24 protein-coding genes are annotated in these 24749 nt (G+C 64.9%); 8 read left to right on the top strand and 16 right to left on the bottom strand.

Going from position 1 to position 24749, the window contains the following annotated elements; all coding sequences use genetic code 11:
* The first annotated feature begins 184 nt into the window (after positions 1-184).
* Both PSEEN_RS05980 and PSEEN_RS05975 read left to right on the top strand, forming a co-directional pair.
* Positions 185-862: a COG3650 family protein gene (locus tag PSEEN_RS05980; protein WP_011532590.1), complete on the top strand. Its 678-nt coding sequence runs from the start codon at positions 185-187 to the stop codon at positions 860-862.
* Between the two features lie 103 nt (positions 863-965).
* Positions 966-2579 (top strand): NAD(P)/FAD-dependent oxidoreductase, encoded by a 1614-nt coding sequence (locus tag PSEEN_RS05975; protein WP_011532589.1) that lies wholly within the window; start codon positions 966-968, stop codon positions 2577-2579.
* A gap of 77 nt (positions 2580-2656) precedes the next feature.
* Here the strand turns inward: PSEEN_RS05975 and PSEEN_RS05970 are convergent, their stop codons facing one another.
* Positions 2657-3121, bottom strand: a complete 465-nt coding sequence (locus PSEEN_RS05970) for an outer membrane lipoprotein (protein WP_011532588.1) — start codon at positions 3119-3121, stop codon at positions 2657-2659.
* 150 nt (positions 3122-3271) lie between these two features.
* Between PSEEN_RS05970 and PSEEN_RS05965 the strand changes: the two genes are divergently transcribed.
* Positions 3272-3502, top strand: coding sequence for a hypothetical protein (locus PSEEN_RS05965; RefSeq protein WP_011532587.1), 231 nt, complete (start codon positions 3272-3274; stop codon positions 3500-3502).
* A gap of 119 nt (positions 3503-3621) precedes the next feature.
* Here PSEEN_RS05965 and pdxH read toward each other — a convergent pair whose 3' ends face one another.
* The 5 genes from pdxH to dinG all read right to left on the bottom strand — a co-directional run bounded on the left by pdxH (position 3622) and on the right by dinG (position 11082).
* Positions 3622-4269, bottom strand: coding sequence for a pyridoxamine 5'-phosphate oxidase (gene pdxH, locus PSEEN_RS05960; RefSeq protein WP_011532586.1), 648 nt, complete (start codon positions 4267-4269; stop codon positions 3622-3624).
* Positions 4270-4288: 19 nt separating this feature from the next.
* Positions 4289-5257, bottom strand: a complete 969-nt coding sequence (locus tag PSEEN_RS05955) for an OmpA family protein (protein WP_011532585.1) — start codon at positions 5255-5257, stop codon at positions 4289-4291.
* Positions 5258-5356: 99 nt separating this feature from the next.
* Positions 5357-6502: an EstA family serine hydrolase gene (locus PSEEN_RS05950; RefSeq protein ID WP_011532584.1), complete on the bottom strand. Its 1146-nt coding sequence runs from the start codon at positions 6500-6502 to the stop codon at positions 5357-5359.
* 134 nt (positions 6503-6636) lie between these two features.
* Positions 6637-8856 carry a beta-agarase gene (locus PSEEN_RS05945; RefSeq protein ID WP_011532583.1) on the bottom strand — a complete coding sequence of 740 codons (2220 nt, stop codon included), beginning with the start codon at positions 8854-8856 and terminating at the stop codon, positions 6637-6639.
* Between the two features lie 81 nt (positions 8857-8937).
* A complete protein-coding gene (dinG, locus tag PSEEN_RS05940) occupies positions 8938-11082 on the bottom strand; it encodes an ATP-dependent DNA helicase DinG (RefSeq protein WP_011532582.1) in 2145 nt (714 codons plus the stop codon).
* Between the two features lie 98 nt (positions 11083-11180).
* Between dinG and PSEEN_RS05935 the strand changes: the two genes are divergently transcribed.
* Positions 11181-11645: a CopD family protein gene (locus PSEEN_RS05935; RefSeq protein WP_011532581.1), complete on the top strand. Its 465-nt coding sequence runs from the start codon at positions 11181-11183 to the stop codon at positions 11643-11645.
* A 263-nt stretch (positions 11646-11908) separates the two neighbouring features.
* On the opposite strand, the gene PSEEN_RS05930 is transcribed toward PSEEN_RS05935, so the two are convergent.
* Positions 11909-12691: a class I SAM-dependent methyltransferase gene (locus tag PSEEN_RS05930; protein WP_011532580.1), complete on the bottom strand. Its 783-nt coding sequence runs from the start codon at positions 12689-12691 to the stop codon at positions 11909-11911.
* A 95-nt stretch (positions 12692-12786) separates the two neighbouring features.
* Between PSEEN_RS05930 and PSEEN_RS05925 the strand changes: the two genes are divergently transcribed.
* On the top strand, positions 12787-13407 hold the full coding sequence (locus PSEEN_RS05925) for a hypothetical protein (protein WP_011532579.1): 621 nt from the start codon (positions 12787-12789) through the stop codon (positions 13405-13407).
* Positions 13408-13418: 11 nt separating this feature from the next.
* Here the strand turns inward: PSEEN_RS05925 and PSEEN_RS05920 are convergent, their stop codons facing one another.
* From PSEEN_RS05920 to ppc, 6 genes are all read right to left on the bottom strand, one after another.
* Positions 13419-14249 (bottom strand): isocitrate lyase/PEP mutase family protein, encoded by an 831-nt coding sequence (locus PSEEN_RS05920; RefSeq protein ID WP_011532578.1) that lies wholly within the window; start codon positions 14247-14249, stop codon positions 13419-13421.
* A gap of 30 nt (positions 14250-14279) precedes the next feature.
* Positions 14280-15149, bottom strand: coding sequence for a DUF72 domain-containing protein (locus PSEEN_RS05915; protein WP_011532577.1), 870 nt, complete (start codon positions 15147-15149; stop codon positions 14280-14282).
* A gap of 3 nt (positions 15150-15152) precedes the next feature.
* Positions 15153-15443, bottom strand: a complete 291-nt coding sequence (locus PSEEN_RS05910; RefSeq protein ID WP_011532576.1) for a hypothetical protein — start codon at positions 15441-15443, stop codon at positions 15153-15155.
* A 131-nt stretch (positions 15444-15574) separates the two neighbouring features.
* Positions 15575-16249 carry a tRNA (adenosine(37)-N6)-threonylcarbamoyltransferase complex dimerization subunit type 1 TsaB gene (tsaB, locus tag PSEEN_RS05905; RefSeq protein ID WP_011532575.1) on the bottom strand — a complete coding sequence of 225 codons (675 nt, stop codon included), beginning with the start codon at positions 16247-16249 and terminating at the stop codon, positions 15575-15577.
* A 90-nt stretch (positions 16250-16339) separates the two neighbouring features.
* Positions 16340-16990 (bottom strand): adenylate kinase, encoded by a 651-nt coding sequence (adk, locus tag PSEEN_RS05900; RefSeq protein WP_011532574.1) that lies wholly within the window; start codon positions 16988-16990, stop codon positions 16340-16342.
* 258 nt (positions 16991-17248) lie between these two features.
* On the bottom strand, positions 17249-19876 hold the full coding sequence (gene ppc / locus PSEEN_RS05895) for a phosphoenolpyruvate carboxylase (RefSeq protein ID WP_011532573.1): 2628 nt from the start codon (positions 19874-19876) through the stop codon (positions 17249-17251).
* 144 nt (positions 19877-20020) lie between these two features.
* On the opposite strand from ppc, the gene PSEEN_RS05890 reads away from it, so the two are divergent.
* The 3 genes from PSEEN_RS05890 (at position 20021) to lptF (ending at position 21880) form a co-directional block, all read left to right on the top strand.
* The gene (locus tag PSEEN_RS05890) at positions 20021-20365 is read left to right on the top strand and encodes a hypothetical protein (RefSeq protein WP_011532572.1); all 345 of its coding nucleotides are present in this window, start codon (positions 20021-20023) and stop codon (positions 20363-20365) included.
* Between the two features lie 266 nt (positions 20366-20631).
* Positions 20632-21045: a DUF4398 domain-containing protein gene (locus PSEEN_RS05885; protein ID WP_011532571.1), complete on the top strand. Its 414-nt coding sequence runs from the start codon at positions 20632-20634 to the stop codon at positions 21043-21045.
* A gap of 46 nt (positions 21046-21091) precedes the next feature.
* Positions 21092-21880: a lipotoxin F family OmpA-related lipoprotein LptF gene (gene lptF / locus PSEEN_RS05880; protein WP_011532570.1), complete on the top strand. Its 789-nt coding sequence runs from the start codon at positions 21092-21094 to the stop codon at positions 21878-21880.
* Between the two features lie 313 nt (positions 21881-22193).
* On the opposite strand, the gene PSEEN_RS05875 is transcribed toward lptF, so the two are convergent.
* Genes PSEEN_RS05875 through PSEEN_RS05865 form a run of 3 tightly spaced genes read right to left on the bottom strand, consistent with a single transcriptional unit; the run spans position 22194 to position 24689 of the window.
* Positions 22194-22520 carry a PA3694 family proteiin gene (locus tag PSEEN_RS05875; protein ID WP_011532569.1) on the bottom strand — a complete coding sequence of 109 codons (327 nt, stop codon included), beginning with the start codon at positions 22518-22520 and terminating at the stop codon, positions 22194-22196.
* Positions 22517-23440, bottom strand: coding sequence for an alpha/beta hydrolase (locus PSEEN_RS05870; protein WP_011532568.1), 924 nt, complete (start codon positions 23438-23440; stop codon positions 22517-22519). Before PSEEN_RS05870 ends, PSEEN_RS05875 begins: the two co-directional genes overlap by 4 nt.
* A complete protein-coding gene (locus tag PSEEN_RS05865) occupies positions 23412-24689 on the bottom strand; it encodes a flavohemoglobin expression-modulating QEGLA motif protein (protein ID WP_011532567.1) in 1278 nt (425 codons plus the stop codon). Before PSEEN_RS05865 ends, PSEEN_RS05870 begins: the two co-directional genes overlap by 29 nt.
* Between the last annotated feature and the right edge of the window lie 60 nt (positions 24690-24749).

Genomic DNA, 24749 nt, shown 5'->3' with positions numbered 1-24749 from the left:
TGCTGGCGTGGCCCTTGTAGGAGCCGGCCTTGCCGGCGAACACCGGCATAGCCGGTGCCATCCACCGAGGCGCCTGGTTCGCCAGCAAGGCTGGCTCCTACACGATGGACTGCCCCCCTTGTGGACACCCGACAGGCTCGGTAACGTGGCCGGCACTTTTTGCCCGAACACCGGAGCCCGCCCCATGCGCCTCACCCCCTCCCTGCTGCTCACCGCCCTGCTGCCCCTGTTCGCCGGATGCCAGATGCTGGCCGAAAAACCCGTCGACCCGAACCTGGGCACCACCCGCATGCAAGGCGAACTGAGCGCGGCCGGCGGCCACCTGTTGTTCAAGCCCTGCAGTGAAAGCCGTCGCTTCATCGTCAACGACGCCGCCGCGACTGGCATTCTGCAAGAGGCCGCCAACCTGGCCGACGACGCCGGTGACAAACTGTTCGCCGACGTCCGTGCCCGCATGACCGGCAGCAAGCAGGCGGGCAGCGACGGCCAGCTCGATGTGACCCGCCTGTACCGCCTCGAATCCTCCGAGCATCCAGGCTGCGAAGACCCGAACTTCAAGCAACTGACCCTGCGCGCCGGCGGCCATGAGCCGGACTGGGACATCAAGGCCAGCGGCAAGGGCATGGTGCTCAACCGCGTCGGTCAGGACCCGCTGCCACTGCCTTATCTGGAAGAGGAAATGCCTGGCGGTGGCCTGAGCCTTTCCAGCGAAGCCAACGGTCAACACGTCGAACTGTGGGTCGCGCCGCAGCGTTGCGTCGACGGCGCCACCGGCGCCATCCGCCATCTCAAGGCCGAGCTGCGCATCGACGGCAAGACCCTGCAGGGCTGCGCCTACTACGGCGGTGCCCGCGACCTCTGATCGCCAGGTGCTTTTATCCTGCCAGTCGGGGCGGCGAACAGCTTATACTTGGCGGTTTGTGTAAAGCCGCCGGCCGCCCATGGCCGGGATACTGGACCCTGCCATGCTACGAATCACCGAACTGAAGCTGCCCCTGGACCACTCCGACTACGAGCTGCGCGCCGCCATCGTCCAGCGCCTGGGGATCAGCGACGCGCAACTGCTCGGCTTCACCCTGTTCAAGCGCAGCTACGATGCGCGCAAGAAGAACAGCGAGCTGCTGTTCATCTACACCATCGATCTCGAAACCAGCAATGAAGCCGAACTGCTGCGCACCTTCGCCGACGACCCGAAGGTCGGCGTCGCGCCAGATGTCAGCTACAAGTTCGTCGGCCACGCGCCGAACGAGCCGCAGGAACGCCCTATCGTCGTCGGTTTCGGCCCTTGCGGTATCTTCGCCGGTCTGTTGCTGGCACAGATGGGCTTCAAGCCGATCGTCCTCGAACGCGGCAAGGAAGTACGTCAGCGCACCAAGGATACCTGGGGCCTGTGGCGCAAGAGTGTGCTCAATCCCGAGTCCAACGTGCAGTTCGGCGAAGGCGGCGCCGGCACCTTCTCCGACGGCAAGCTGTACAGCCAGATCAAGGACCCGAACCACCACGGCCGCAAGGTGCTGGAAGAGTTCGTCAAGGCCGGCGCCCCGGAAGAAATCCTCTACATCAACAAGCCGCACATCGGTACCTTCCGCCTGACCAGCATGGTCGAGAAGATGCGTGAGGAAATCATCACCCTGGGCGGTGAGGTGCGCTTCGAGCAGAAGGTCACCGACCTGCTGGTGGACGGCGAGCAGCTCACCGGCGTGGTGCTGCAAAGCGGCGAACAACTGCAGTCGCGCCATGTGGTCCTGGCCCTGGGCCATAGCGCCCGCGACACCTTCCGCATGCTCCACGCCAAAGGCGTGTTCATGGAAGCCAAGCCGTTTTCGGTCGGTTTCCGTATCGAGCACCCGCAGTCGCTGATCGACAAGGCGCGCCTGGGCAAGTACGCCGGCCACCCGAAACTCGGCGCCGCCGACTACAAGCTGGTGCACCACGCCAAGAACGGCCGTTCGGTCTACAGCTTCTGCATGTGCCCGGGCGGCACCGTGGTCGCCGCCACCAGCGAACCGGGCCGCGTGGTCACCAACGGCATGAGCCAGTACTCGCGCAACGAGCGCAATGCCAACTCCGGCATCGTCGTCGGTATCGACCCCGAGCGCGACTACCCGGGTGGCCCGCTGGCCGGCATCGAGCTGCAGGAACGCCTGGAAGCCCACGCCTATGTAATGGGTGGCAGCAACTACCAGGCCCCGGCGCAATTGGTGGGTGATTTTGTCGCGGGCCGCCCATCCACCGCACTGGGCAGCGTCGAGCCCTCCTACAAACCTGGCGTCACCCTTGGCGACCTGGCACCGAGCCTGCCGGACTTCGCCATCGAGGCGATCCGTGAAGCGCTGCCGGCCTTCGACCGCCAGATCAAGGGCTACAACCTGCACGACGCAGTGCTGACCGGCATCGAGACACGTACCTCGTCGCCACTGCGCATCACCCGCGGCGCCGACTTCCAGAGCCTCAACCTCAAGGGCCTGTTCCCGGCCGGCGAAGGCGCGGGCTATGCTGGCGGCATCTTGTCTGCCGGTGTCGATGGCATCCGCATCGCCGAAGCAGTAGCACGCGACATGCTCGGGCTGAACGACTGATCCAGCGGCCTTCTCCGGCACAAAAAAAGAAACCCCGACACGGCCGAGCCGGTCGGGGTTTCTTTTTACTTGCGTTATCAGTGAGTAACGCGGCTGGTGCCATCGACGGTCATGATGCGCACACGCTCACCCACGCGGAATACCTCGTTCTGCTGCACTTGCTGCACATAGGCGCGCATGCTGCCGTCATCTTCACGCACGGTAATCTCGACGCCCTGGGTGCGGGTCAGACCTTCTTCTGCGGCGGAACCGGCCAGGCCACCGGCCACGGCACCGATCACGGCCGCAACGACGCTGCCACGGCCGCCACCAATGGCGCTGCCGGCGACACCGCCGACGATAGCGCCAGCACCACCACCGATCGGGGTCTTGGTGCCTTCGATCTTCACGGGGCGCAGGGACTCGATGGTGCCCATGCGCACGGTCTGCACGCGGCGAGCCTCATCACGGGAGTAGCTGTCGCCGGTCAGCGACGACTGGCAGCCACCCAGCAGCAGCGACACAGTGGTGAAGGTGGCCAGCAGCAAAGCGGATTTACGCATGGGGACATTCTCCAAAAAGTTACAGGTGCTCATTAGACGCTTCGTCTTGACAACTGTCACGGCGCAAACGTTATAAATTTGTTCTCATTCAGCTACGGTACAGCCGTAACGAGCTGTCGAGCTGGTTTAAACGTTGGACCAAGGATAGCCATGGATTACTTCATCGTCGTCGTGGTGACTGCCACGGGCCTGTATTTTCACTGGTGGCTGTACGTACGCATGCGCCGCTGGATGGACCGTGACCTGGCGTTGTCGCTGGCGGGAGAGGATCCGGGCAAGCGCGAATACATGCTCGGGCTGTTGCAGCGGGCGCGGGCGGAGAAAGTTGGACGCAAGGAGCTGGCGGCGTGGCTGGAGCGGGAGTCGGCGAGATATCGGTGAAGCGGGGGCTGCTTTGCAGCCCTTCGCCGGCAAAGCCGGCTCCTACAGGGGACGCGTTGCCAATCTGATCTGTAGGAGCCGGCTTTGCCGGCGAAGGGCCGCACAGCGGCCCGTTGGATTCAAGGGGCCAGGCGCTCGCGCTGCCATTGGCCATCGACCAGGCGGTAGTTCAGCCGATCATGCAAGCGACTGGCCCGCCCCTGCCAGAATTCGATGCGCTCTGGCAAAAGACGGTAGCCGCCCCAATGCTCGGGGCAATGGGGTTGCGTGTCGGAGAAACGCGCCTCGGTAGCCTTGACCAGCCCCTCCAACTCCTCACGGTCAGCAATCACTCGGCTCTGCGGCGACGCCCAGGCCCCCAGGCGGCTGCCCAATGGGCGTACCTGGTAGTAATCGTCCGACTCCTTGGCCGTAACCTTCTCCACCCGCCCTTCGATGCGCACTTGACGCTCCAGCGCCGGCCAGAAGAACGTCATGGCGGCGAACGGGTTGGCCGCGATGTGCTGGCCCTTGGCGCTTTCGTAGTTGGTGAAGAAGGTGAACCCCCGCCCATCGAGGGCCTTGAGCAACAACACCCGGCAATGCGGACGGCCATCGGCATCCACCGTGGCCAGGGTCATGGCATTGGCTTCCACCGGCAGTTGCTCGGTCTTCACCGCGTCGGCAAACCAGTGGTGGAACAGCGCAAACGGCTCCCCCGGGGCCTGGGCTTCGGCCAGGCCATCACGGGTGTAGTCGCGGCGCATATCGGCCAGGGATTGGGTCATGACTGCGTTTCCTTGACGATCAGTTGGTCTTCGCAGGGCTGTTGGCGGCGACTTTCTTGTCGGTGGCGGCCTTCTTCGCGGCGGGTTTGGCCGGAGCGGCTTTCTTCTTCGCGGTGGTGCTGGCCTTGGCCGGTGCCTTGGCTTTGGCGGCGGGCTTCTTCGCTGCAGGCTTGGCGGCGGGCTTGGCGGCCACTGGCGCCTTGGTTTCCTGTGTCGCAACCATCGCCGCCGGAGCAGGGGTTGGCGCAGCCTGCTGATACTTGGCCAACAGGGCGACCATGGTGTTCTGCGGGGTCAGCAGCATTTCGACGCGGCGGTTCAGGGCACGGCCCTCGGCGCTGTCGTTGGCGGCGCGCGGCATGACCGAGCCCATGCCCTTGAGCATCAGGCGATCACGCTGCAGGCCGCTAAGACGGAAGATCGCCGACACCGAAGCGGCACGCTCGAGGCTGAGCTTCTGGTTGGCGGCGGTGGCACCGCTGCTGTCGGCGTGGCCAAGGATCAGTACGGCGGTCTTGGTGTCGGTTTCAATGACCTTGGCCACCTGGGTGATCGGACCGAGGGTGATCGGCAGCAGCATGTTCGGGCGGTCCGGGTTGTACGAGCTGTCCACCGGGATGGTCACCGCCAGTACATCTTCGCGGCGCTCGAGCTCGAGCTTGCTGCCCTTGATGGCTTCGCGCACCTTGGGTTCGTACTGGTCGAGCCAGGCCTGGGTGGCTTTCTGGTCGATCTTCGGCACGGCGGCGGCGGCAGGCTTCTTCTCTTCGGAGCCAAACGGCCACCACCAGCGGCTGCTGCTTTCGGACTTGGCGTCGGCCTTGGCCACGTTCTCGGTCACGGCGGCCTTCACTTCCTGTTCGGCGACCTTGTCGGAGCCAAAGGGCCACCAGCTCAGGCCGCCTTCCTTGGAAGCGTCCTGGGAGTGGCTGGCACAGCCGGTCATGGTCAGGCACAGGGCAAGTGCTAAGGTTTTATGTGAAGACATCAGCGATACACCATGAAATTAAAAGAAATTTTGCCCACACACTTCAGGCGTTGGCATTGAGGATAGTCAAAGGGTCCGGGCAATACCCGCATTACCCGATCAAAGGCAACTGCCAAGGACACGCACCAGTTGTTGGGCGCGCGGGTCCATCAGCACGTAAGGGCCAAGCGTGTTGGTGACGAAACCGAAGGCTACGTCATGTTCAGGGTCGGCGAACCCGACCGAGCCACCGGCGCCTGGATGGCCGAATGCGCGACCGCCGAGGCCGAAGGTGGCATTGGCCACATCGGGCTGGTCGAGCATGCATCCCAGGCCGAAACGCGTCTGGGTCAGCAAGGTACGGTCCTGGCCCAGGCTGTGTTCGCGGGTCAGTTCGTCGAGCAGTTCGGACTCCAGCAGGCTGCCATCGAGCAAGCCGGCGTAGAAACCCGCGAGGCTGCGTGCGTTTCCATGGCCATTGGCCGCAGGTTGCTGCATGCGCCGCCACTCCGGCTTGTTGGTGCTGGTCAGGATGGCCGGCGGGTTGGTGAAAGCACGGGTAGACAGTGCCTCGGGCTCGCGCATCGTCACTTGCAGCAGGCGCTGCGCGGCGGCGTCGCCCGGGTTGCCCTTGCCGCGGGCGATATGTGCCACGCGGTGAAATTCTTCGTCCGCCAGGCCGACATGGAAGTCCAGCCCCAATGGCCGGGCAGTGCGGGCCACGATGGACTCGCCCGGGCCACGGCCATCAGCGCGGCGAATCAGTTCGCCGATCAACCAGCCATAGGTGATGGCGGCGTAACCATGCTCGGTACCCGGCGCCCACCAAGGCGTCTCGGCAGCCAGGGCATCGACCATCGCCTGCCAGTCGTACAACGACTCGGCCGGCAACAGTTCGCGAATAGCCGGCAGGCCGGCGCGGTGGCTGAGCAGTTGGCGCAGGGTGATGGTCTGTTTGCCAGCCTGGGCGAATTCCGGCCAGTAGCGGGCAACAGGCGCGTCGAGGGCCAGCTTGCCCTCACCTACCAGTTGCAATGCCGTGACGGCGGTGAAGGTCTTGGTGCAGGAGAACAGGTTGGCGATGGTATCGCTGTGCCACGCCTCGCGGCCGTCCTTGTCGGCGCTGCCGCCCCACAGGTCGACCACGGTTTCACCGCCAACCTGGATGCACAACGCCGCACCACGCTCCTGGGGATCCTCGAACAACGCGGCGAAGGCATCGCGCACCGCCTCGAACTTCAGCTCATAGTGACCCTGGATCTGCACCCGACTGCTCTCCGTACGACCTAACGTGCAAAAGCGTGCATTGTTTCAGCAGTTGGCCGTTTTGCAAACTGAATGTGGCTGGATGGTCGTGAAGAAGAGTCGACAATCCGAGGGCCTGCCGCCCCCGGACTCGCTCACTGGCTGGGTTTGCCCAGCGCATCGCGCAACTGACCAATGGCCTGCAGGTTGCTGCGGCGTACCGCCTCGACAAACCCCGGATAGGCCACGTCGGTGATCGCCACCAGCCCCAGGTGGCCGTTCTCGCCATCAAGCAGGCGGCCACTGGCGGGTTGGTCGAGGTACTGGAACCAGTGTGCGCCCACGATCATCGGCTGGGCCAAGGCGGCCTTGAGGAAGTTGGCATAGGCCGGGCCACGGTCCTCTTCACGGGCAACCTCCACCGGCCCTGGCCAGAACGGGCCACGATCACGGGAGCCGAACTGGAACTCCGAGACCAGTACCGGCTTGTCCAGCTCGGCCAGGCGGGCGAAGTCGTAACCGTCCTCGGGCTTGAGGGTATAGAAGTTGAAACTCAGCACATCGCAGAACTCGGCGCAGGCCTTGACGGCTTCGGGTGTGCTCACCGCATAGCGCCCCCCCAGGAGCATGTGGTTGGGCGCATGCCACTCCAGCGCATCGGAAATGGTCTTGAAGTAGGTCTCGGCGAACACCTGCTGGAAGTACTGATAGTCGCGCTCGATTTCCGGATGTTCCGGGTTGGGCAGCGGAGCTTCGAAACCCGGGTCTTCCATCAGCTCCCAGGCCGTCAGTTCGATACCCCAGGCCTTGGAGAGCCCTGCCTGGTTGCGGTACTTGTCGCGCAACTGCTTGAGGAAGGCGCGCTTGGCGGGCACGTCGGTGGTCAGGCGCAGAGTGCCATAGGCCAGGCCATACCGGGCTTTGGGGTCATCACCCGGCGCGGCCCAGGCCAGCTCGTTGTCGGCGAAATAGCCGATCAGCCAGGGGTCGTCGCGGTGGTCACGGGCGGCGATGGCCACGGCACGCTCCGTGGCCATGGCGAAGCGTGGGTCGAACGGGTCGGGCATGCGCCCCCACCAGTCCATGCCGGTGCTGATGCTGGCGTAGTCACCGACGATCGCCAGCGGCAGGGTGTAGGGCATGCGTTTGACCTGGGCGAACGCTGGGTCGCTCCAGTTGCCGAGGGTATTGAAGCCCCAAGCCTGCAGGCGGTCGAGGGTATGCCCCTGCCAGCGCTGCGCATCGAATGCCAGGGGCGGGCATGGGGCGCCTGGTGCACAGGGTTGGCCATAGGTGCGTTGCAGATTGGCCGCATAGAAGTCGAACCAGCGCCCCTGCTTGAAGTTGCGCCCCTGCGACGAGGCATTGCCATCGTCGTTGTTGCCCTCGCCATAGTAAGCAGCGAATGCGTCGCCCTCTCCCGGCAACGCCCTGAACATGCCCTCGCGACCGGCCACGTAGGTGCGGCCACCGTCGGCGGCAACGGCATTGACGCCCAGCGAGTAGAACGGGTGACCGTCAGGTGTGACCAGGTACCAGCGCCCTTCGCGCTTTTCGGTGCGGAAGAACCCCTTGGCCTCGAACGCCGGCCCAGCCAGCAGGCCGCCGTAAGGGTCCAGGCCCTGCTTGTCCCGCTCGGCCAGCCAGCGCTTGAGCATGGATTGCTCGCGGTTGTCGGCGGCCTTGAGCTGATCGTCGCTGACGATCTTCTCCGGCCACCGCGCACGGGTGGACTGGCCGTAGACGTCGATCAGCTCGCTGTAGGCCGCCTTTAATGCCAAATCATCGTCTTGCAAACCGACCTTTTCGATCAGCAGGCTCTGGGCCACCTTGGGGTTGGGGATGGTCAGGCTGATCGAGGTGACCTGCTTGAGATCGGTGTCCCCCGCACTGCTGGTCAGCAGCAGGCGTTGCCCTTCGAAGGCCCAGGGCATCGGAGGCCCGGCACGCATCCCCTGGCTCAGCGGCGAGCTGGCCTTGAGCGGAATCATCACGGTTTGCGCAGGCCCCGCCGGCAGGTCGATGCGGCTGGTGAGCGTGCGCCCGTCGCTGCTCTGTACGGTCACGTCCACGGTCAGTGCCCAGTCCATGGCACTTTGCAGGCGCAGGGTGAGGGCCTGCACGCCAGACCAGTCCCAGGCACCGCTCTGGGGGCTCAGGCGCAGGGTCGGTTGCGCTACCGGATTGAACACCACCCGCCGCAACGCCTCGCCTTCAGCTGTCTGCTCCGCGTTGTATTGCGGCATCCCGGCGTCCTGAGTGGTCACGTTCACGACCGAGGCAGGGCGGACAAAACTGAACAGCGTCTGTTGCCCGGCCAGCAAAGGGGCACTGAACAACAGGGTAAACAAGGCAGGCAGGGTACGGCGAATCATGGGGCGGTTGCTCTCCTTCAGAGCCCTGCTGGGCTCACGATCGGATCTATGACAACGAGCCGGGGCGTAATACTCCGGCAGTCAGCTGATTTCCCGCCGGAAGGGCGGGAGTGCATTGAGGATAGCCTTGCCGTAGCGCTGGGTGACCAGGCGCCGGTCGAGCAAGGTGATGACGCCACGGTCCTGCTCGGTGCGCAGCAGGCGGCCGCAGGCCTGGATCAGGCGCAGCGAGGCGTCGGGCACGGCGATCTCCATGAACGGGTTGCCGCCCCGGGCCTCGATCCACTCGGCCAAGGCCGCCTCGACCGGGTCGTCGGGCACGGCGAAGGGAATCTTTGCGATGACCACGTGCTCGCAATAGGCACCCGGCAAGTCGACCCCTTCGGCGAAGCTGGCGAGACCGAACAGGACGCTGTGCTGGCCGTCATCGACCCGCGCCTTGTGCTTGTTGAGTGTTTCCTGCTTGGAAAGGTTGCCCTGGATCAGCACCAGCTTGCGCCAGTCGCGGTCCAGGCCGTCGAACACGTCCTGCATCTGCTTGCGCGAAGAAAACAGCACCAGAGCGCCACGGGCCTCCTCGACGATGTTCGGCAGTTCACGAATGATCGCCGCCGTATGGGCGGTGGCGTCACGCGGGTCGGCGCCCAGGTCGGGCACCCGCAGCAGGCCTGCGTCACCGTGCACGAACGGGCTGGGCACCACGCAGGTGACGGCGTCACGCGGCAGGCCCGAACGCATGCGGAAACGGTCGAACTTGCCCAGGGCGGTGAGCGTAGCCGAGGTGACCAGGGCGCCGTGGGCAACGTTCCACAGGCTCTTGCGCAGCATCTCGGCGGCGAGGATCGGGCTGGCATTGACCTCGATATCGAACAGCGCACCGGATTCGGCCAGGGTGAGCCAGCGGGCCATGGGCGGGCTGTCTTCCGGGTCTTCGGCGGTGAAAGCGGTCCACAGCTCCCAGTTACCTTGGGCGCGGGTCACCAGGCTGCCGAACAGTGGGTACCACTCTTCGGCCTGGTGGCTGGCGATGCCGATGTTGTTCTCGCCATCCATGCCTTCCTTGAGCAGGTCGGCCAGGCGCGTGAACAGGTCGTTCAGGCGGGCGAACCCCTTTTTCAGCTCGATGCCGACCTCGCGGATCTGCTCGGGCACCACGCCGCCTTCGAAGCGGTAGCGTGGGCGGTCACGCCCTTCCATGTCTTCGCCGGCACGGAAGTCGGCAACCTGTTCACAGAGGGTGAACATGAACTGCTGCTGCGTGCGCACCTCACGGGCCAGTTCCGGCACTTGCTCGATGTAGCGGCCCAGATCGCCCGGCAACGGGTGCTGGGCCAGCAGCTTGGTAAGGTTCTTGGCGGTCTGCTCCAGCCAGTCGGCGGTGGAGCGCAAGCGCGAATAGTGGGCGAAATGGCCAATGGCCTTGTCTGGCAGGTGATGGCCTTCGTCGAATACGTACACGGTGTCGCGCGGGTCGGGCAATACGGCGCCGCCGCCAAGCGCGAGGTCGGCCAGGACCATGTCGTGGTTGGTGACGATCACATCGACCTTGCCCATGCCTTCGCGGGCCTTGTAGAACACGCACTGCTGGAAATTTGGGCAGTGCCGGCCGGTGCACTGGCTGTGGTCGGTGGTCAGGCGTGCCCAGTCCTGGTCCTCGATGGCTTCGGACCAGCTGTCGCGATCGCCGTCCCAACGATTGCCGGCGAGCTTCTCGATCATGCTGTTGAACAGCTTCTGGCTGCGCTCGTCGACCTCGATGTGAAAGCCTTCCTCCTCGAACAGCTGGGCGGTGGCCGACTGCGCGTGGCCTTCCTGCAGCAGGATGTCGAGTTTGGACAGGCACAGGTAGCGCCCCCGGCCCTTGGCCAGGGCGAAGCTGAAGTTCAGCCCGCTGTTGCGCATCAGGTCGGGCAGGTCCTTGAACACGATCTGTTCCTGCAAGGCCACGGTCGCGGTGGCGATCACCAGGCGCTTGCCGGCGGCCTTGGCGGCGGGAATCGCGGCCAGGCTGTAGGCGACCGTCTTGCCGGTACCGGTACCGGCCTCCACCGCCACCACGGCGGGCTCGCCGGCGCGGCGACCTTCGTCGTCGCAGGCGATGTCACCGAGCACCTTGGCGACTTCGGCGATCATCAGGCGCTGGCCGTAGCGTGGCTTGAGGCTTTTGGCTTCGAGGAAACGCGAATAGGCGCCCTGGATGGTGGCTTTGAGTTCGTTGCTGATCATGGTCTGCAGGCGCCCGGAGGGCTGGATATATTTTCAGTGTTTCGCATGGGCCGGCTATCATACCCCGCTATTGCCCTTTGTGCCGCATGGAGATCCGGATGCTCGCCTTTGCCCTGCCCTACACCTTGCACTTGCTTGCCGCCCTGGTCTGGGTTGGCGGTATGTTCTTCGCCTGGCTGGTACTGCGCCCAGCCACGGTTGCCGCGCTCGAAGGGCCGGCGCGGCTGCGGTTGTGGGTGGAAGTTTTCCAGCGCTTCTTCAGATGGGTCTGGCTGGCGGTGGCGGTGCTGGCTGTCAGCGGAGTGGGCATGATCCACCTGCGCTTTGCCGGCTTCGAGACGGCGCCGCGGTATGTGCAGGTGATGATCGGTGGCGGGATCGTTATGTTCGCCTTGTTCATGCGGATCCAGTCGTTGCTGCTGCCGGAGCTGCGGGCCGCTGTGCAGGCTGAGGATTGGGCGTCGGGAGCCGGTGTGCTGGGGCGGATTCGGCGGATGGTTGGGGTCAACCTGGCGATTGGGCTTCTAGTGGTGGCGGTGGCGGGGTCGCGGGTGCTGGTTTGAGGCTGGGTTTGGCCAGGCCTCTCAAGCTGTTCAGCGGGAGAAATAGGGCGTCTATGAGACCGAGCGCCGCCGCGCAGCGCATCGCGGATAAATCCGCGCCTACAGGCAGGCGGAGCATCGATAGCGCCGGCCATGTTGCAGCAGATGTAGGAGCGGATTCATCCGCGATGCGCCGCACGGGCGGCGCTCGATCTCGAGAACACTGCAAGGCTGCCGCCCTGCCTCGTGTCATCATCACGCGATCAAAATCCGCTCCATAGGCCTCATCCCTTCAACGCCTTCTTGGGATAGATATCGTACCGGCTCGATTTCCCCTCCAGGCTGTGACTCGGCTTCACCCCCTCGATGATCGGCGCCTTGCGCGGCCGCTTGACCACCACCCGGTGCGACGCCAACGCCAGGGCCGCCTCCAGCAAGGCCGGCGCATCCAGGTCATCCCCGACCAAGGGCCTGAACACCCGCATCTCCTTCTTCACCAGGGCACTCTTGTCCCGATGCGGGAACATCGGATCGAGGTAGATCACTTGTGGCGCCTCGCCTTCCCAAGCCCGCATCCGCTCGATGGCATTGCCCGTCAGCAAGCGCATGCGTTCGACAATCCCGCCCACCTCAAGATCACCCCGCGCCCGCGCCAACCCATCCTCGAGCAGCGCGGCAATCAATGGCTGGCGCTCGATCAGCGTCATCTGGCAGCCCAGGCTGGCCAGCACGAACGCATCCTTGCCAAGGCCCGCAGTGGCATCCAGTACCTGCGGCCGAACACCCTGGGCGATACCGACCGCCTTGGCGATCATCTGCCCGCTGCCACCGCCGTACAGGCGCCGATGCGCCGCCTGCCCCTCGACGAAGTCCACCCGCACCGGCCCGGGTGCCTGTGGCCCCAACTGCTGAACCTGCAGGCCATCGACGCCGACCTGCACGGCAAAGCCGGCCTCGTCGTCGGTCATCGGCAAGCCCAGGCGCTGCGCCCAAGCCTGGGCCTGCGCCTGGAACTCGGGGGCCAACGCCTCGACCCTGATACCTGTGCCCTGCTCTTGCTCTGCCATCCGTTCCCGCACTCGAAAAAAATTAATGAAACCCCGGCCACGGCCGATACACGCAGTATCCGCTATTCTGCCAGAGCACAACGCGCGCGACTGCCATGTCAGATACTCTCCCCATCGGCTTGACCTACCTGTCGCCTGTCGGCAACTACGGTCGGCAGAATACCCAGGCACTGGGTGGCGTCAGCCACCTGTGGCAGGATTTCTTCGCCCGCGCCATGGCCGAGCAGCAAGGGGATGCAACCGACAGTTTCAGCCAGGCGTTGGTGCAGTACGACCCGCAAAGCGGCGAGCCCATCGGCGGCGCCAAGGCCCTGGCCTTGATCGACGCCCAGCGCGCCCTGCCGGTGAAGGATACCGAGGTGACACCACCCGAGCCCCTGTTCCTGCCCAAGGCGGAGCTCGAAGCCAACCTGCTGGAGCCCGCTGCGGAGCCCTACAGCACGGTTGAACTGATCGAACAGCAGCGCCAGCTCGACCTGAACAACAGCTGGTTGCGCCCGGTAGTGATGAGCCAGGGCCATCCCCCTCCCGAACCTGGCCCGGCGCCTTCACCTCGCCCCTTGTACCTGCCCATCGCCGAGTTCGAAATGAACCTGCTCGACCCGGCACCGGAGCCTTTCGACGCGCCCACCCTCGCCAAGCAGCAGAACGAACTGGAGTTCGATACCCACTGGGCACGCCCGGTGGTGCTCAACAACGTTCGCGTACAGGCCTGAGCGCCACTGCCTTAACGGCGAAACAGTTCGTTGAGTTCGGCGAATGGCAAGGCCTGCTCACCATAAGCAAACGTACCCTGCTCGTGGATTTCCTGCGCCGCGCGCTGGAATGCGCCCAATGCGGCGCGCGCCAGTGACGAACCCACGCTGATGCGCCGCACCCCCAGGTCCTGCAACTGATTCACGCTCAGCGCCACACCCGGCATGCCCATCAGCACATTCACCGGCTTCGGCGCCACCGCCTGGACCACCGCGCGGATTTCATCGACGCTGCGCAGGCCAGGTGCGTACAACACATCGGCACCGGCTTCGGCATAGGCCTGCAGACGCTTGATGGTGTCGTCCAGGTCCAGACGCCCATACAGCAGATTTTCGGCGCGGGCACAGAGGGTAAAGGGGAATGACAGGCTACGTGCGGCCTGCACGGCGGCACGCACCCGGGCGACGGAAAGCTCGAAGTCATAGATGGGCACATCGCTGCGGCCGCTGGCATCCTCGATCGATCCGCCAACCAGGCCGACCTCGGCAGCGCGCAGAATAGCCTGGGCGCAGTCCTCGGGCAGGTCGGCGAAGCCATTTTCCAGGTCCGCCGCCACCGGCAAAGGCGTGGCGTCGACAATCGACTGGGCGTTAGCGAGGGTTTCATCAAGGGTCAGGGCGCCTTCCGCATCCGGCCGCCCCAGGCTGAACGCCAGGCCCGCACTGGTGCTGGCCAGCGCCTCGAAGCCCAGGCTCGCCAGCAGCTTGGCGGAGCCGGCATCCCACGGGTTAGGGATGACAAAGGCGCCATCACGCTCATGCAGCGCCTTGAAGGCCTCGGCTCGCAGGGTTTGCACATCCATGGGTCAACCTCCGGCATATGGACAGTGGGGTCAGAGTAGCCCCAGTTGTTCGACCTCGGGGGCACGCGGCAATTCCGGCAATGCAGCCAGCCCAGGCAGACGTGCCATCAGGCGTTGGTGGAAATGCTGCGCCAGGGCGGCGGCCAGGCGATTGTCCGAAGTATGCAGGAACATGTATGGGCTACGACCCTCCTCGATCCAGGCCGCGACCTTGTCGACCCAAGGGGTGAGGAAGGTTTCATTGGCTGCCAGCTCAGGGTGGCCGATGAAACGCACCTGCGGGTGCTGGCTGAACGCGCAAGGGCGCGGCGGTACCTTGGGCTTCTTGGCCTGCGCATGCAACACGCCGGGATCACGCGAAGTGCAACTGAACAGGGCCCGTGGGTCCAGGCAGATACGTTCGACGCCACGCTCATGCAGCAATCGGTTGAGCTGACGCTCTTCCTCGCCCCGGGCGAAGAACGCATCGTTGCGCACCTCCACGGCCACCGGCACACCGATCTCGTCGAGAAAATGGGCCAGTTCACCCATGCGCGCCGGACCGAACTGCGCGGGCAACTGCAGCCAGTAAGGCGATACCCGCTGCCCCAACGGCGCCATCAGGCGAGTGAAGTCGATAGCCGAGTCGAGCTGGGCACGCAGATCGCCCCCATGACTGACATCACCGGGGAACTTGGCGGTAAAACGAAAACCGGGCGGCATGGCCTGGGCCCAGCGCTCCACGGTAGCGGGGGCGGGACGGGCATAGAAGGTGGTGTTGCCTTCGACGGCATTGAACACCCGGCTGTACAGGCCGAGAAATTCAGTGGGACGGGAATCGGTGGGGTACAGGTAATCGCGCCAGGCGTTTTCGCTCCAGGACGGACAACCAAGGTAGTAAGGGAGGGGTGATGGAATCATCCATCAAATGTACAGGTCCAGCCCCAGCACTTCCATCTCCCAGTCGGTGAAGCCCGCGGTGGTCAGGTAACTGGCCAGGGCGGTGGAAGTACGGCGGTCGCGGGCACGGGGGAAGATCAGGTCCTGCTGACGGGCTGGCAGGTTGCTGCCACGGCTTTTGCTACGGGCCACCTGGACCTCGACTTCGTCGATGATCTCGGCATCGGCTTCGTCGACGGCCTCGTCACGCACCGACGCCTTGCGCGGCGCGCGCTTGATGGGGTAGCTCTGTGAGGAAAAGCCGTCGATACGCATGGAATGGGCACTCAGGATCAATGATGGCAATTTAGCAGCATCAGGGATCCATCGCTAATGCCCGAACTGATAACTGGACCACAGTTCGCACAAAAGGTTTTATCTCGAACGGCGATAGCCGACGAAAGGCCTCAGCGCGCCTTGGGCGTAGCTACATTATCGCGCAGGTATACCGGTTGCGCCTGCTCGGCGGCGACGGCCTCGCCTCGGCTCCAGGCGAACGAAGCCAGGCTGAGGATATCCAGAGCGTTGGGCAACGCGGCGGCATCGCTGGCGCTGACCTGCGCCGCCAGACGCTCGGCGTAGCCCCAGCCGGTACCGGCACCGAACCATTCAGCACCCTGCCCGTCTGGCAAGGCTACACGTTCTGGTGGCAGCACCATTTCCTGGCCGACCAGGCGCATCTCGCCCTGCTGTGCCTGGTAGCACCCCCAGTACACCTCGTCCATGCGCGCATCGATGGCCGCTGCCACCTGCTGCACGCCACGCTCGCGCAACGCGCCCTGGGCCAGGGCGGCCAGGTTCGATACCGGCAGCACCGGACGCTCCAGGGCGAAGGCCAACCCCTGGACCACGCCGATGGCGATGCGCACGCCAGTGAACGCGCCCGGCCCGCGACCAAAGGCGATGGCATCGACGGCGCTCAACGCCACACCGGCGTCGGCCAGCAACTGCTTGATCATGGGCAGCAGCTTCTGCGCATGCATGCGCGGGATGACCTCGTAGTGACTGGTTACCTTGCCATCATGCAGCAGGGCAACGGAACAGGCTTCGGTGGCGGTATCCAGGGCCAGCAGGGTGGTCATCGAACGCGGTATCCAGGCGACAGGGGAAAAAGAGCGGCAGTATAAACGACAACGGCCCGCAAGCGGGCCGTCGTGACGCACGGTGTTGGATCAGCTCAGGGCGGCCAGCACCTTGGCAGTGATCGACTCGACCGAACCGACACCTTCGATGTGGCTGTACTTCGGCTTGCCGGCGTTCGCGGCCGACAGCTTCTGGTAGAAGTCCACCAGCGGCTTGGTCTGGCTGTGGTAGACCGACAGACGATGACGCACGGTTTCTTCCCGGTCGTCGTCACGCTGGATCAGGTCTTCACCGGTGACATCATCCTTGCCTTCTACTTTCGGCGGGTTATAGACGATGTGGTAGGTGCGGCCCGAAGCCAGGTGTACGCGACGGCCCGCCATGCGGCCGACGATTTCTTCATCGTCCACGGCGATCTCGACCACGGCGTCGATGTCGACACCGGCGGCGACCATGGCTTCAGCTTGCGGGATGGTGCGCGGGAAACCGTCGAACAGGCAGCCTTTGGCGCAATCCGGCTGGGCGATGCGCTCCTTGACCAGGCTGATGATCAGCTCGTCGGAGACCAGCTGGCCGGCATCCATGACTTTCTTGAGCTCCAAGCCCAGTGGGGTGCCGGCCTTGACGGCGGCACGCAGCATGTCACCGGTGGAGATCTGTGGAATACCGAACTTCTCGGTGATGAACTTTGCCTGAGTACCTTTACCGGCCCCGGGAGCTCCCAGCAGAATTACGCGCATCTTGTGCTCCTCATATTTTTCTATGCAAATCAACGGATTCGGCGCACAGGGCCAACTCCGGAAAATCGGACGAGACCGCAAAATCGGTCAAAAGGCTGCTCAAGATACACAGCGCCCGCCCCCCCGACAAGCGTCCCAAAGTGGCAGGAACACGCCAATTGCGGCCTGCCGGGGTGCTGGTTGCGCCCGGCGCAACCAGCCATCCCTGCCCTCCCCGAGCGCGGCAGGCACAGCCCTTGCCCAGAGCTCCTGGGCAATTCAGCCGGTGTTGCGCAACCCGGCGGCAATACCGGCCACGGTGACCAGCAAGGCCTGCTCCAGCGGGCTGTCCAGAGCGGCTTCGCGGCTGCGCGAGCGGGCCAGCAGCTCGGCCTGCAAGCGGTGCAGCGGGTCCAGGTAGGTGTTGCGCAGGCGGATGAATTCCAGGGTTTCGGGACTGTGCGCCAGTAGCACCTGTTGCCCGGTCAAGCCCAGCACCACCTGGCACGACTGCGACAATAGGTCGCGCAGGTGCGCGCCCAACGGTAGCAGCCGCGGTTGCACCAGACGTTGGTCGTAGGCCTCGGCGATCTGCGCGTCGGCCTTGGCCAGGACCATCTCGAGCATGTCGATGCGAGTGCGGAAGAACGGCCACTGCTCGCGCATCTGCGCCAGCAGGTCGGCCTGTCCTCGCGCCAATGCGTTGCTCAGCGCGGTCTCCCAGCCCAGCCAGGCCGGCAGCATCAGGCGGGTCTGGGTCCAGCCGAAGATCCATGGAATCGCCCGCAGGCTTTCGATCCCCCCGGCGCGACGCTTGGCCGGGCGACTGCCCAGCGGCAGGCGCCCGAGCTCCTGCTCCGGAGTGGACTGGCGGAAGTACTCGACGAACTCCGGGTTGTCCCGCACCACGCCCCGGTAAGCCTTCACGCCGTCGGCGGCCAATTGGTCCATCAGTGCCCGCCAGGCGGGCTCAGGCGGTGGCGGCGGCAGCAAGGTCGCCTCCAGCACGGCGGCGAGGTACAGGTTGAGATTCTGTTCGGCGATACCTGGGAGGCCGAACTTGAAACGGATCATCTCGCCCTGCTCTGTCGTGCGGAAACGACCGCCCACCGAACCTGGCGGCTGCGACAGGATCGCCGCGTGGGCCGGGCCGCCGCCGCGCCCGACGGTGCCGCCACGGCCATGGAACAGCAGCAGCTCGACCTGGTGCTCGCGGCAGATGCGCACCAGGTTCTCCTGGGCGCGGTACTGGGCCCACGCAGCCGCCGTGGTGCCCGCGTCCTTGGCCGAGTCGGAGTAGCCAATCATCACTTCCTGCGGGCCGTGCAGGCCCGCGCGGTAACCCGGCAACCCCAGCAGGCGCTCCATCACTGGCCCGGCATTGTCCAGGTCAGCCAGGGTCTCGAACAGCGGCACCACGCGCATCGGCCGGGTCAGCCCGGCTTCCTTGAGCAGCAGTTGCACGGCCAGCACATCCGAGGCGGCACCGGCCATGGAAATCACATAGGAGCCCAGCGAGGCGGCCGGTGCGGCGGCGATCTCGCGGCAGGTGGCCAATACTTCGGCCGTTTCGGCGGCCGGCTTGAAGTGCGCGGGCAACAATGGCCGGCGGTTCTTCAGTTCGTGCTGGAGGAACTCAATGCGGCGCTCTTCGTCCCAATCGGCGTAACGCCCAAGGCCCAGGTAATCGGTGATTTCCGACAGCGCATCACGGTGCCGGGCGGCATCCTGGCGCACGTCCAGGCGCACCAGGAACAGGCCGAAGGTCACCGCCCGGCGCAAGCTGTCGAGCAAGGGACCGTCGGCGATCACGCCCATGCCGCAGGCGTGCAGCGACTGGTAGCACAACTCCAGCGGGGCGATCAGGTCGCGGTTGTCCACCAACACTGCGGCACTGGCGGGCTGCGGGCCCGCCAGCGAGGCATGGGCCCAGGCGCGGGTCGCACGCAGACGGTCGCGCAGTTGCTTGAGCAGCGCGCGGTAGGGTTCGGCGCTGTCGCCGACCTGCTCGCGCAGGGCACCGCTGGCCTGCTGCATGGACAGCTCGGCGGCCAGGTAATCGATATCGCGCAGGAACAGGTCGGCCGCCATCCAGCGCGCCAGCAGCAGCACCTCCCGGGTGACGGCAGCCGTCACGTTGGGGTTGCCGTCACGGTCGCCGCCCATCCACGAGGCGAAACGCACCGGCGCCGACTCCAGCGGCAGGCGCAGGCCGGTGGCCTCGAACAGCGCCTTGTCGACCTTGCGCAGGTGGTTGGGCACCGCCTGCCACAGCGAATGCTCGATCACCGCGAAGCCCCATTTGGCTTCGTCCACCGGCGTGGGTCGGGTGCGCCGGATCTCTTCGGTGTGCCAGGCCTCGGCGATCAGCCGGCGCAGGCGCTCGCGCACTTGCTGACGTTCGGCGGGAATCAGGTCGCGGTGATCCTGGGCCGCCAACTGCGCGGCGATGGCGTCGTACTTCTGGATCAGCGTGCGACGTGCCACTTCGGTCGGGTGGGCCGTGAGCACCAGCTGGATGTCGAGCCTGGCCAATTGCCGGGCCAGGGCATCGTTGCCGTGCCCGGCCGCTTTCAACCGCGCCAGCAGCTCGGGAAGCACACGGGCCTCGAACGGCTCCGGCTGGTCGGTATCGCGACGATGGATCAACTGGTACTGTTCGGCGATGTTGGCCAGGTTCAGGAACTGGTTGAACGCCCGCGCCACCGGCAGCAGGTCTTCTTCGGCCAGGTCGCCGAGGGTGGAGCTGAGCTGCTCGCCCTCCCCGCGCCGGTCGGCCTTGGCGCTGTGGCGGATGTCCTCGATCTTCTGCAGGAACGCCTCGCCATGCTGCTGGCGAATGGTCTCGCCGAGCAGTTCCCCCAACAGGTGCACATCCTCACGCAGGCGCTGATCGATATCGCTCATCGGGCTTCTCCATTCCAGGAAACAGCAGGCCCCAAGAGTGCCTATGGCAAGCCTCGGCTGGCAAGCCGCCAACCACCAAAGCAACTAAAGTGAAGGAAGGTCATCCGAAGCAATGCCCCTTCCAAGGCTTTGACAGAGGTCATCATGAAAATCCGCGAACTCGCCCAGCACTGGGAACAGAATGCCGCCGGACGCCTGAGCCCCACCGGCCATGTCCTGCACCTGGACATGGAAGCCGAAGCGCGCCTTGCCGCGTTGATCGAGATGTACCCCAAGCGCAGCCCCGAAGAGCTGCTGGGCGAACTGGTCGCCGCGGCGCTCGAGGAACTGGAGGCCAGCTTTCCCTACATCAAGGGCCAGCAAGTGATCGCCACCGATGAGGAAGGTGATCCGTTGTATGAGGATATCGGCCCGACCCCACGCTTCCTGGCCCTGTCCAGGCGCCATCTGCAAGCCCTCGGCAGCCTGGAAAAGAACAAGCGCCACTGACCTCCCCTGTTCGACCGAGGCCCTGCCCAAGGGCCTCGGATACCCCTTCTACAGCCGAAAAGTTCCAGCCTTTTCACGCTGACTGATTAGTCAGAAAAAAATATCGTTAGCGTGCGAATTTTTCTGAACCTTTGAAAAAACGCCTCGGTCACAGCCAATAGCCATCACGGCCAAACCTTGTAGACACAGGCGCTGCCGCGCTCGCCTTGGCACAAGGAAACAGCGATAGGCCCACTGCGGACATCGTCGTTAACAGGAGTGACCCCATGGAGTTGACCATCATGAAGACCCGCATCGCACACCCCACCTCCACCCACCTGCGCGGGCTCAAGCTGGCCGCCCTGGCGCTGGGTAGCAGCCTGGTGCTGGCCGGGTGCGCCGGCAATCCGCCCTCCGAGCAGTACGCCGTGACTCAATCGGCGGTCAATTCGGCGGTGAGCGCCGGCGGCACCGAGTTCGCGGCAGTGGAGATGAAAGCGGCCCAGGACAAGTTCAAGCAGGCCGAGATCGCCATGCACGACAAGCAGTACGACCAGGCGAAACTGCTGGCCGAACAAGCCGAGTGGGACGCCCGCGTCGCCGAGCGCAAGGCCCAGGCGGCCAAGGCCCAGAAAGCCGTGCAGGACGCTCGCCAGGGTGTCCGCGACGTGCGTGAGGAAGGCCTGCGCAGCGCTGAATGAGCCTGCCGGCCACTGACCCCCTCTTGAAGATCAAAGGATGAACACTATGCGCAACTACGTCATGATTCCCGCCCTGCTGGCCCTGAGCGTAGGCCTGGCCGCCTGCTCCCACGACCCGAACGCCAACCTCGAGTCGGCTCGCACCAACTTCTCCGCGCTGCAGAGCGACCCGCAGTCAAGCAAGGTGGCCGCGCTCGAGACCAAGGACGCCCAGGACTGGCTGAACAAAGCCGACAAGGCCTACATGGAGCGTGAGAACGAGAAGAAGGTCGACCAGCTCGCCTACCTCACCAACCAGCGCGTCGAAGTGGCCAAGCAGACCATCGCCCTGCGCACCGCCGAAGCCGAGCTGAAAAACGCCGCCGCGCAGCGCGCCCAGGCCAAGCTCGATGCCCGCGACGCGCAGATCAAGAAGCTGCAGGACAGCCTGAACGCCAAGCAGACCGACCGCGGCACGCTGGTGACCTTCGGTGACGTGCTGTTCGACTTCAACAAGGCCAACCTCAAGGGCAGCGCCTACCCGAACATCACCAAGCTGGCGCAGTTCCTCCAGGAAAACCCGGAGCGCAAGGTGATCATCGAGGGCTACACCGACAGCGTCGGTTCGGCCAACTACAACCAGACCCTGTCGGAGCGTCGCGCCAACAGCGTGCGCATGGCGCTGGTGCGGGCGGGCGTGGACCCGGCGCGTATCGTCGCCCAGGGCTATGGCAAGGAGTATCCGGTGGCGGACAACACCAGCAACTCCGGCCGCGCCCAGAACCGTCGGGTGGAGGTGACCATTTCCAACGACAACCAGCCGGTGGCGCCGCGGACGGTGAGCCAGATTCAGTAACGGCTGATGCTTGAGTGAGGAACCCCGCCTTTCAGGGCGGGGTTTTTCGTGCTGGCCCTCACTAAGTGCTAGACGAGAGGCTTGCAGCGCACTCCAGATCGAGCGCCGCCCGCGCGGCGCATCGCGGATGAATCCGCTCCTACAGCTGTTACCACACCTGTGAGGCCATGGTTGCCCGCCTGGTTGGCCCTACGCGATGTTTCGGCTGGCGCCACCGCCCCGCCTGGCTTGTAGGAGCGGATTCATCCGCGATGCGCCGCACAGGCGGCGCTCGATCTCACAGCCACTACACCTCTGCAGCCACACGCCCGATTCACTGCACCTGCTGCGGCGTCTCCTGCCCCATGCAGCGCACCGCGCGCTTGCGGTTGTCCACCAGCACGCCAGTCAGCCCCTTCTGCTGTGTGTCGAACAGCACCAGCACGCCATCCACGCACTGCGCCACCTGCGGCGCCGGGTCCAGCGAAACCTTGTAGTCCTCGCCCGGGATGGTCTTGAGCATGGTGAAGTCCTGCAGCAACAGGGCGTCCTGTGGCTTGGCGAAATGCAGGTAGCCGTAGTACCAGAGGGTCCCCACCGTCACGATGATGCTGCCGATGCCGGTCAGGATCAGCGGGATGGCGTTGCGTTCTTCACTCATTGCGCGTTCTTCTCGTCAGGGTAATTGGGGACTTCGGCCAGGCGGCGCAGGCCGTTGAAATGCGTGGGGTCGTCCAGGAAGCGCAGCATCACCTGGCGCCAGGTTGGGTCGGCGAAGGTCTGCACATGGTCGCCGCGGGTCAGCTGCAACACCCGGGGCGGTGGCGCATGCTGGTACAGGCGAAGGCCGTTCTCAAGCGGAACGAGGCGGTCATCGATGCTGTGGAAGAACAACTTGGGCGGGCTGTCCAGGCGCTCGATCGAGTTGATTGCACTGTCACCGTCCGGTACCAGCCAGGACAGCGGCACCTGCAACGGCCAGGTCATCCACGAAGTACCGAGGGCGTAACGCCCCACCGCGCGATAGCTGGCCGGGACACCATCGAACACCAGGGCACTGAAGCGCCGGCGCTGCTCGGGGTGTTGCGCCAGGTAGTGAATGGCCATGGCGCCACCCAGGCTCTGGCCCAGTAGCACCAAGGGCTTGCCCTGCACCTGCGGAGCCCTGTCGAGCCAACCCAGCGCCGCTTCGATATCGCCATAAACCTCCGGCAGGGTTGCCTTCCCTTGAGACAGCCCGTAGCCCCGGTAATCGAGCATCAGCACCTGATACCCCTCCTTCGGCAACCAGTAGCTACCGCCGAGGTGCATGGCCAGGTTGCCACCATTGCCATGCAGGTGCAGCACGGTGCCCTTGACCTCCACCCCTTCCTTCGCCGGTAACCACCAGGCGTGCAGGCGCGTACCATCGGCGGCGGTAATGGTCAGGTCCTGGTATTGAAGGTGGGCCTTTTCCGGGGTGAACGGCTGACCATGCTCGGGGTAGAACAGCAGGCTGCTGCAGCCGCTCAACAGCAGCAGCCCGAGGCCGAAGGCGAGGTGGCGGCAGGCGTCAGAGAATGTTCGCGTAGTCGGCTTCAATGCGGTCCAGGCTCAGGTGGTTGAGGAAGTTGGAGAAGCACATCCACGCCGACAGCGCGTTGAGGTCGCGGAACTGCTCCGGCAGGTACTTGGGCGGCTCCACCAGGCCTTCTTCGACCAGCTGGCGCAGGGTGCGCATGTCTTCCAGGGTGGTCTTGCCGCAGAACAGCAACGGGATCTGCTCCAGCTTGCCCTTCTTCACGGCCAACTGAATGTAGTTGTAAACCATGATGAAGCCCTTGAGGTAGGACAAGTCCTTGGTGAAAGGTAGCCCGTTGGGCACCGAGCCACGAAACACCCGGCTGGCATTGCTGTAGCTCTGCCCCATCTCGAAGCCCTGGCCGCGGAAGAACTCGTAGACCTGCATGAAGTCGGCGCCCTCCTCGACCATGTGAATGGCGCGGGTGCGGTTGGTCAGCTTGCGCAAGCGGCTGGGGTAGGAGGCGAAGGCGATCACCTCCATGAGAATGGCCAGGCCTTCCTGGGTCACCGTGGACGAAGGCGGCCCCTTGGCCAGGAAGGTACAGATCGGCTGGTTCAGGCCGTTGAGGGTGGTGCCGACATGCACCAGGCCCTCATGCACTTCGAGCGCACGCACGTCGCGGCTGTTGAACATGGCATCGGCGCGCACCTTGATGTAGTCGGCGCCGGCCGCGGCATCGGCGACGATGCCGTCGGACTCGAACACGCGAATGGTTTCTTCGGCCTCGCCGAACACCTTGTTCAGGCGGCGCTGGAGGATTTCCACGGCCTCCTTCGCGGTGAGGTTCTTCGGCTCGTCCTTCAGGTCGCCACGGCCATCGATATTGTTGAGGTAGTCCGAGAGCATCAGCCCCAGGTCGGCAAGGGTTGGGTCGCCCGCATGGAAAGCGTCGGAGGCGGCACCGTAGAGTTCCTGGGAGATCAGCCCGAAGTCTTCGGTACCGCGTGCTTCGAGCATGCGCACGACCATGCGGTACTCCTTGCACATGCGCCGCATGATCTGCCCGACCGGGTTGAACTGGCCGAGCTGGCGGGTGATGTCGCGCTCGATGTTCTGGAACTCGGCCTTCACCGCGTTGGAATCGAACGACAACGGGCGGTTCTGGTAGTACGCGCGGTCCACCGCCGGGGGCTCCTTGCCCTTGGCCTTGAGAAAGCCCTGGCGAATGCCGTCGTCCCACTTCACCGCGTCGAGCACGCGGATGGGGGTCTGCGCGGTGACGATGCGATCGGACAGTGCGCGTATGGTCTGCTGGTACTCGTCCACCGGGGACTCCTTGAATCGGCTTGCCCTGCAATCAGTCGGGCCTGGTTCGCCGGCAAGCCG

Origin of the sequence: Pseudomonas entomophila L48 (assembly GCF_000026105.1) — a bacterium.
GTDB lineage: Bacteria > Pseudomonadota > Gammaproteobacteria > Pseudomonadales > Pseudomonadaceae > Aquipseudomonas > Aquipseudomonas entomophila.
This window is presented reverse-complemented; position numbering and strand designations above follow the sequence as displayed.

Bases quoted from the DNA above. Each gene is read 5' to 3' on its own strand.
- PSEEN_RS05980 (WP_011532590.1), top strand. From the start codon at position 185: ATGCGCCTCACCCCCTCCCTGCTGCTCACCGCCCTGCTGCCCCTGTTC.
- PSEEN_RS05975 (WP_011532589.1), top strand. From the start codon at position 966: ATGCTACGAATCACCGAACTGAAGCTGCCCCTGGACCACTCCGACTAC.
- PSEEN_RS05970 (WP_011532588.1), bottom strand. From the start codon at position 3,121: ATGCGTAAATCCGCTTTGCTGCTGGCCACCTTCACCACTGTGTCGCTG.
- PSEEN_RS05965 (WP_011532587.1), top strand. From the start codon at position 3,272: ATGGATTACTTCATCGTCGTCGTGGTGACTGCCACGGGCCTGTATTTT.
- pdxH (WP_011532586.1), bottom strand. From the start codon at position 4,269: ATGACCCAATCCCTGGCCGATATGCGCCGCGACTACACCCGTGATGGC.
- PSEEN_RS05955 (WP_011532585.1), bottom strand. From the start codon at position 5,257: ATGTCTTCACATAAAACCTTAGCACTTGCCCTGTGCCTGACCATGACC.
- PSEEN_RS05945 (WP_011532583.1), bottom strand. From the start codon at position 8,856: ATGATTCGCCGTACCCTGCCTGCCTTGTTTACCCTGTTGTTCAGTGCC.
- dinG (WP_011532582.1), bottom strand. From the start codon at position 11,082: ATGATCAGCAACGAACTCAAAGCCACCATCCAGGGCGCCTATTCGCGT.
- PSEEN_RS05935 (WP_011532581.1), top strand. From the start codon at position 11,181: ATGCTCGCCTTTGCCCTGCCCTACACCTTGCACTTGCTTGCCGCCCTG.
- PSEEN_RS05930 (WP_011532580.1), bottom strand. From the start codon at position 12,691: ATGGCAGAGCAAGAGCAGGGCACAGGTATCAGGGTCGAGGCGTTGGCC.
- PSEEN_RS05925 (WP_011532579.1), top strand. From the start codon at position 12,787: ATGTCAGATACTCTCCCCATCGGCTTGACCTACCTGTCGCCTGTCGGC.
- PSEEN_RS05920 (WP_011532578.1), bottom strand. From the start codon at position 14,249: ATGGATGTGCAAACCCTGCGAGCCGAGGCCTTCAAGGCGCTGCATGAG.
- PSEEN_RS05915 (WP_011532577.1), bottom strand. From the start codon at position 15,149: ATGATTCCATCACCCCTCCCTTACTACCTTGGTTGTCCGTCCTGGAGC.
- PSEEN_RS05910 (WP_011532576.1), bottom strand. From the start codon at position 15,443: ATGCGTATCGACGGCTTTTCCTCACAGAGCTACCCCATCAAGCGCGCG.
- tsaB (WP_011532575.1), bottom strand. From the start codon at position 16,249: ATGACCACCCTGCTGGCCCTGGATACCGCCACCGAAGCCTGTTCCGTT.
- adk (WP_011532574.1), bottom strand. From the start codon at position 16,990: ATGCGCGTAATTCTGCTGGGAGCTCCCGGGGCCGGTAAAGGTACTCAG.
- ppc (WP_011532573.1), bottom strand. From the start codon at position 19,876: ATGAGCGATATCGATCAGCGCCTGCGTGAGGATGTGCACCTGTTGGGG.
- PSEEN_RS05890 (WP_011532572.1), top strand. From the start codon at position 20,021: ATGAAAATCCGCGAACTCGCCCAGCACTGGGAACAGAATGCCGCCGGA.
- PSEEN_RS05885 (WP_011532571.1), top strand. From the start codon at position 20,632: ATGGAGTTGACCATCATGAAGACCCGCATCGCACACCCCACCTCCACC.
- lptF (WP_011532570.1), top strand. From the start codon at position 21,092: ATGCGCAACTACGTCATGATTCCCGCCCTGCTGGCCCTGAGCGTAGGC.
- PSEEN_RS05875 (WP_011532569.1), bottom strand. From the start codon at position 22,520: ATGAGTGAAGAACGCAACGCCATCCCGCTGATCCTGACCGGCATCGGC.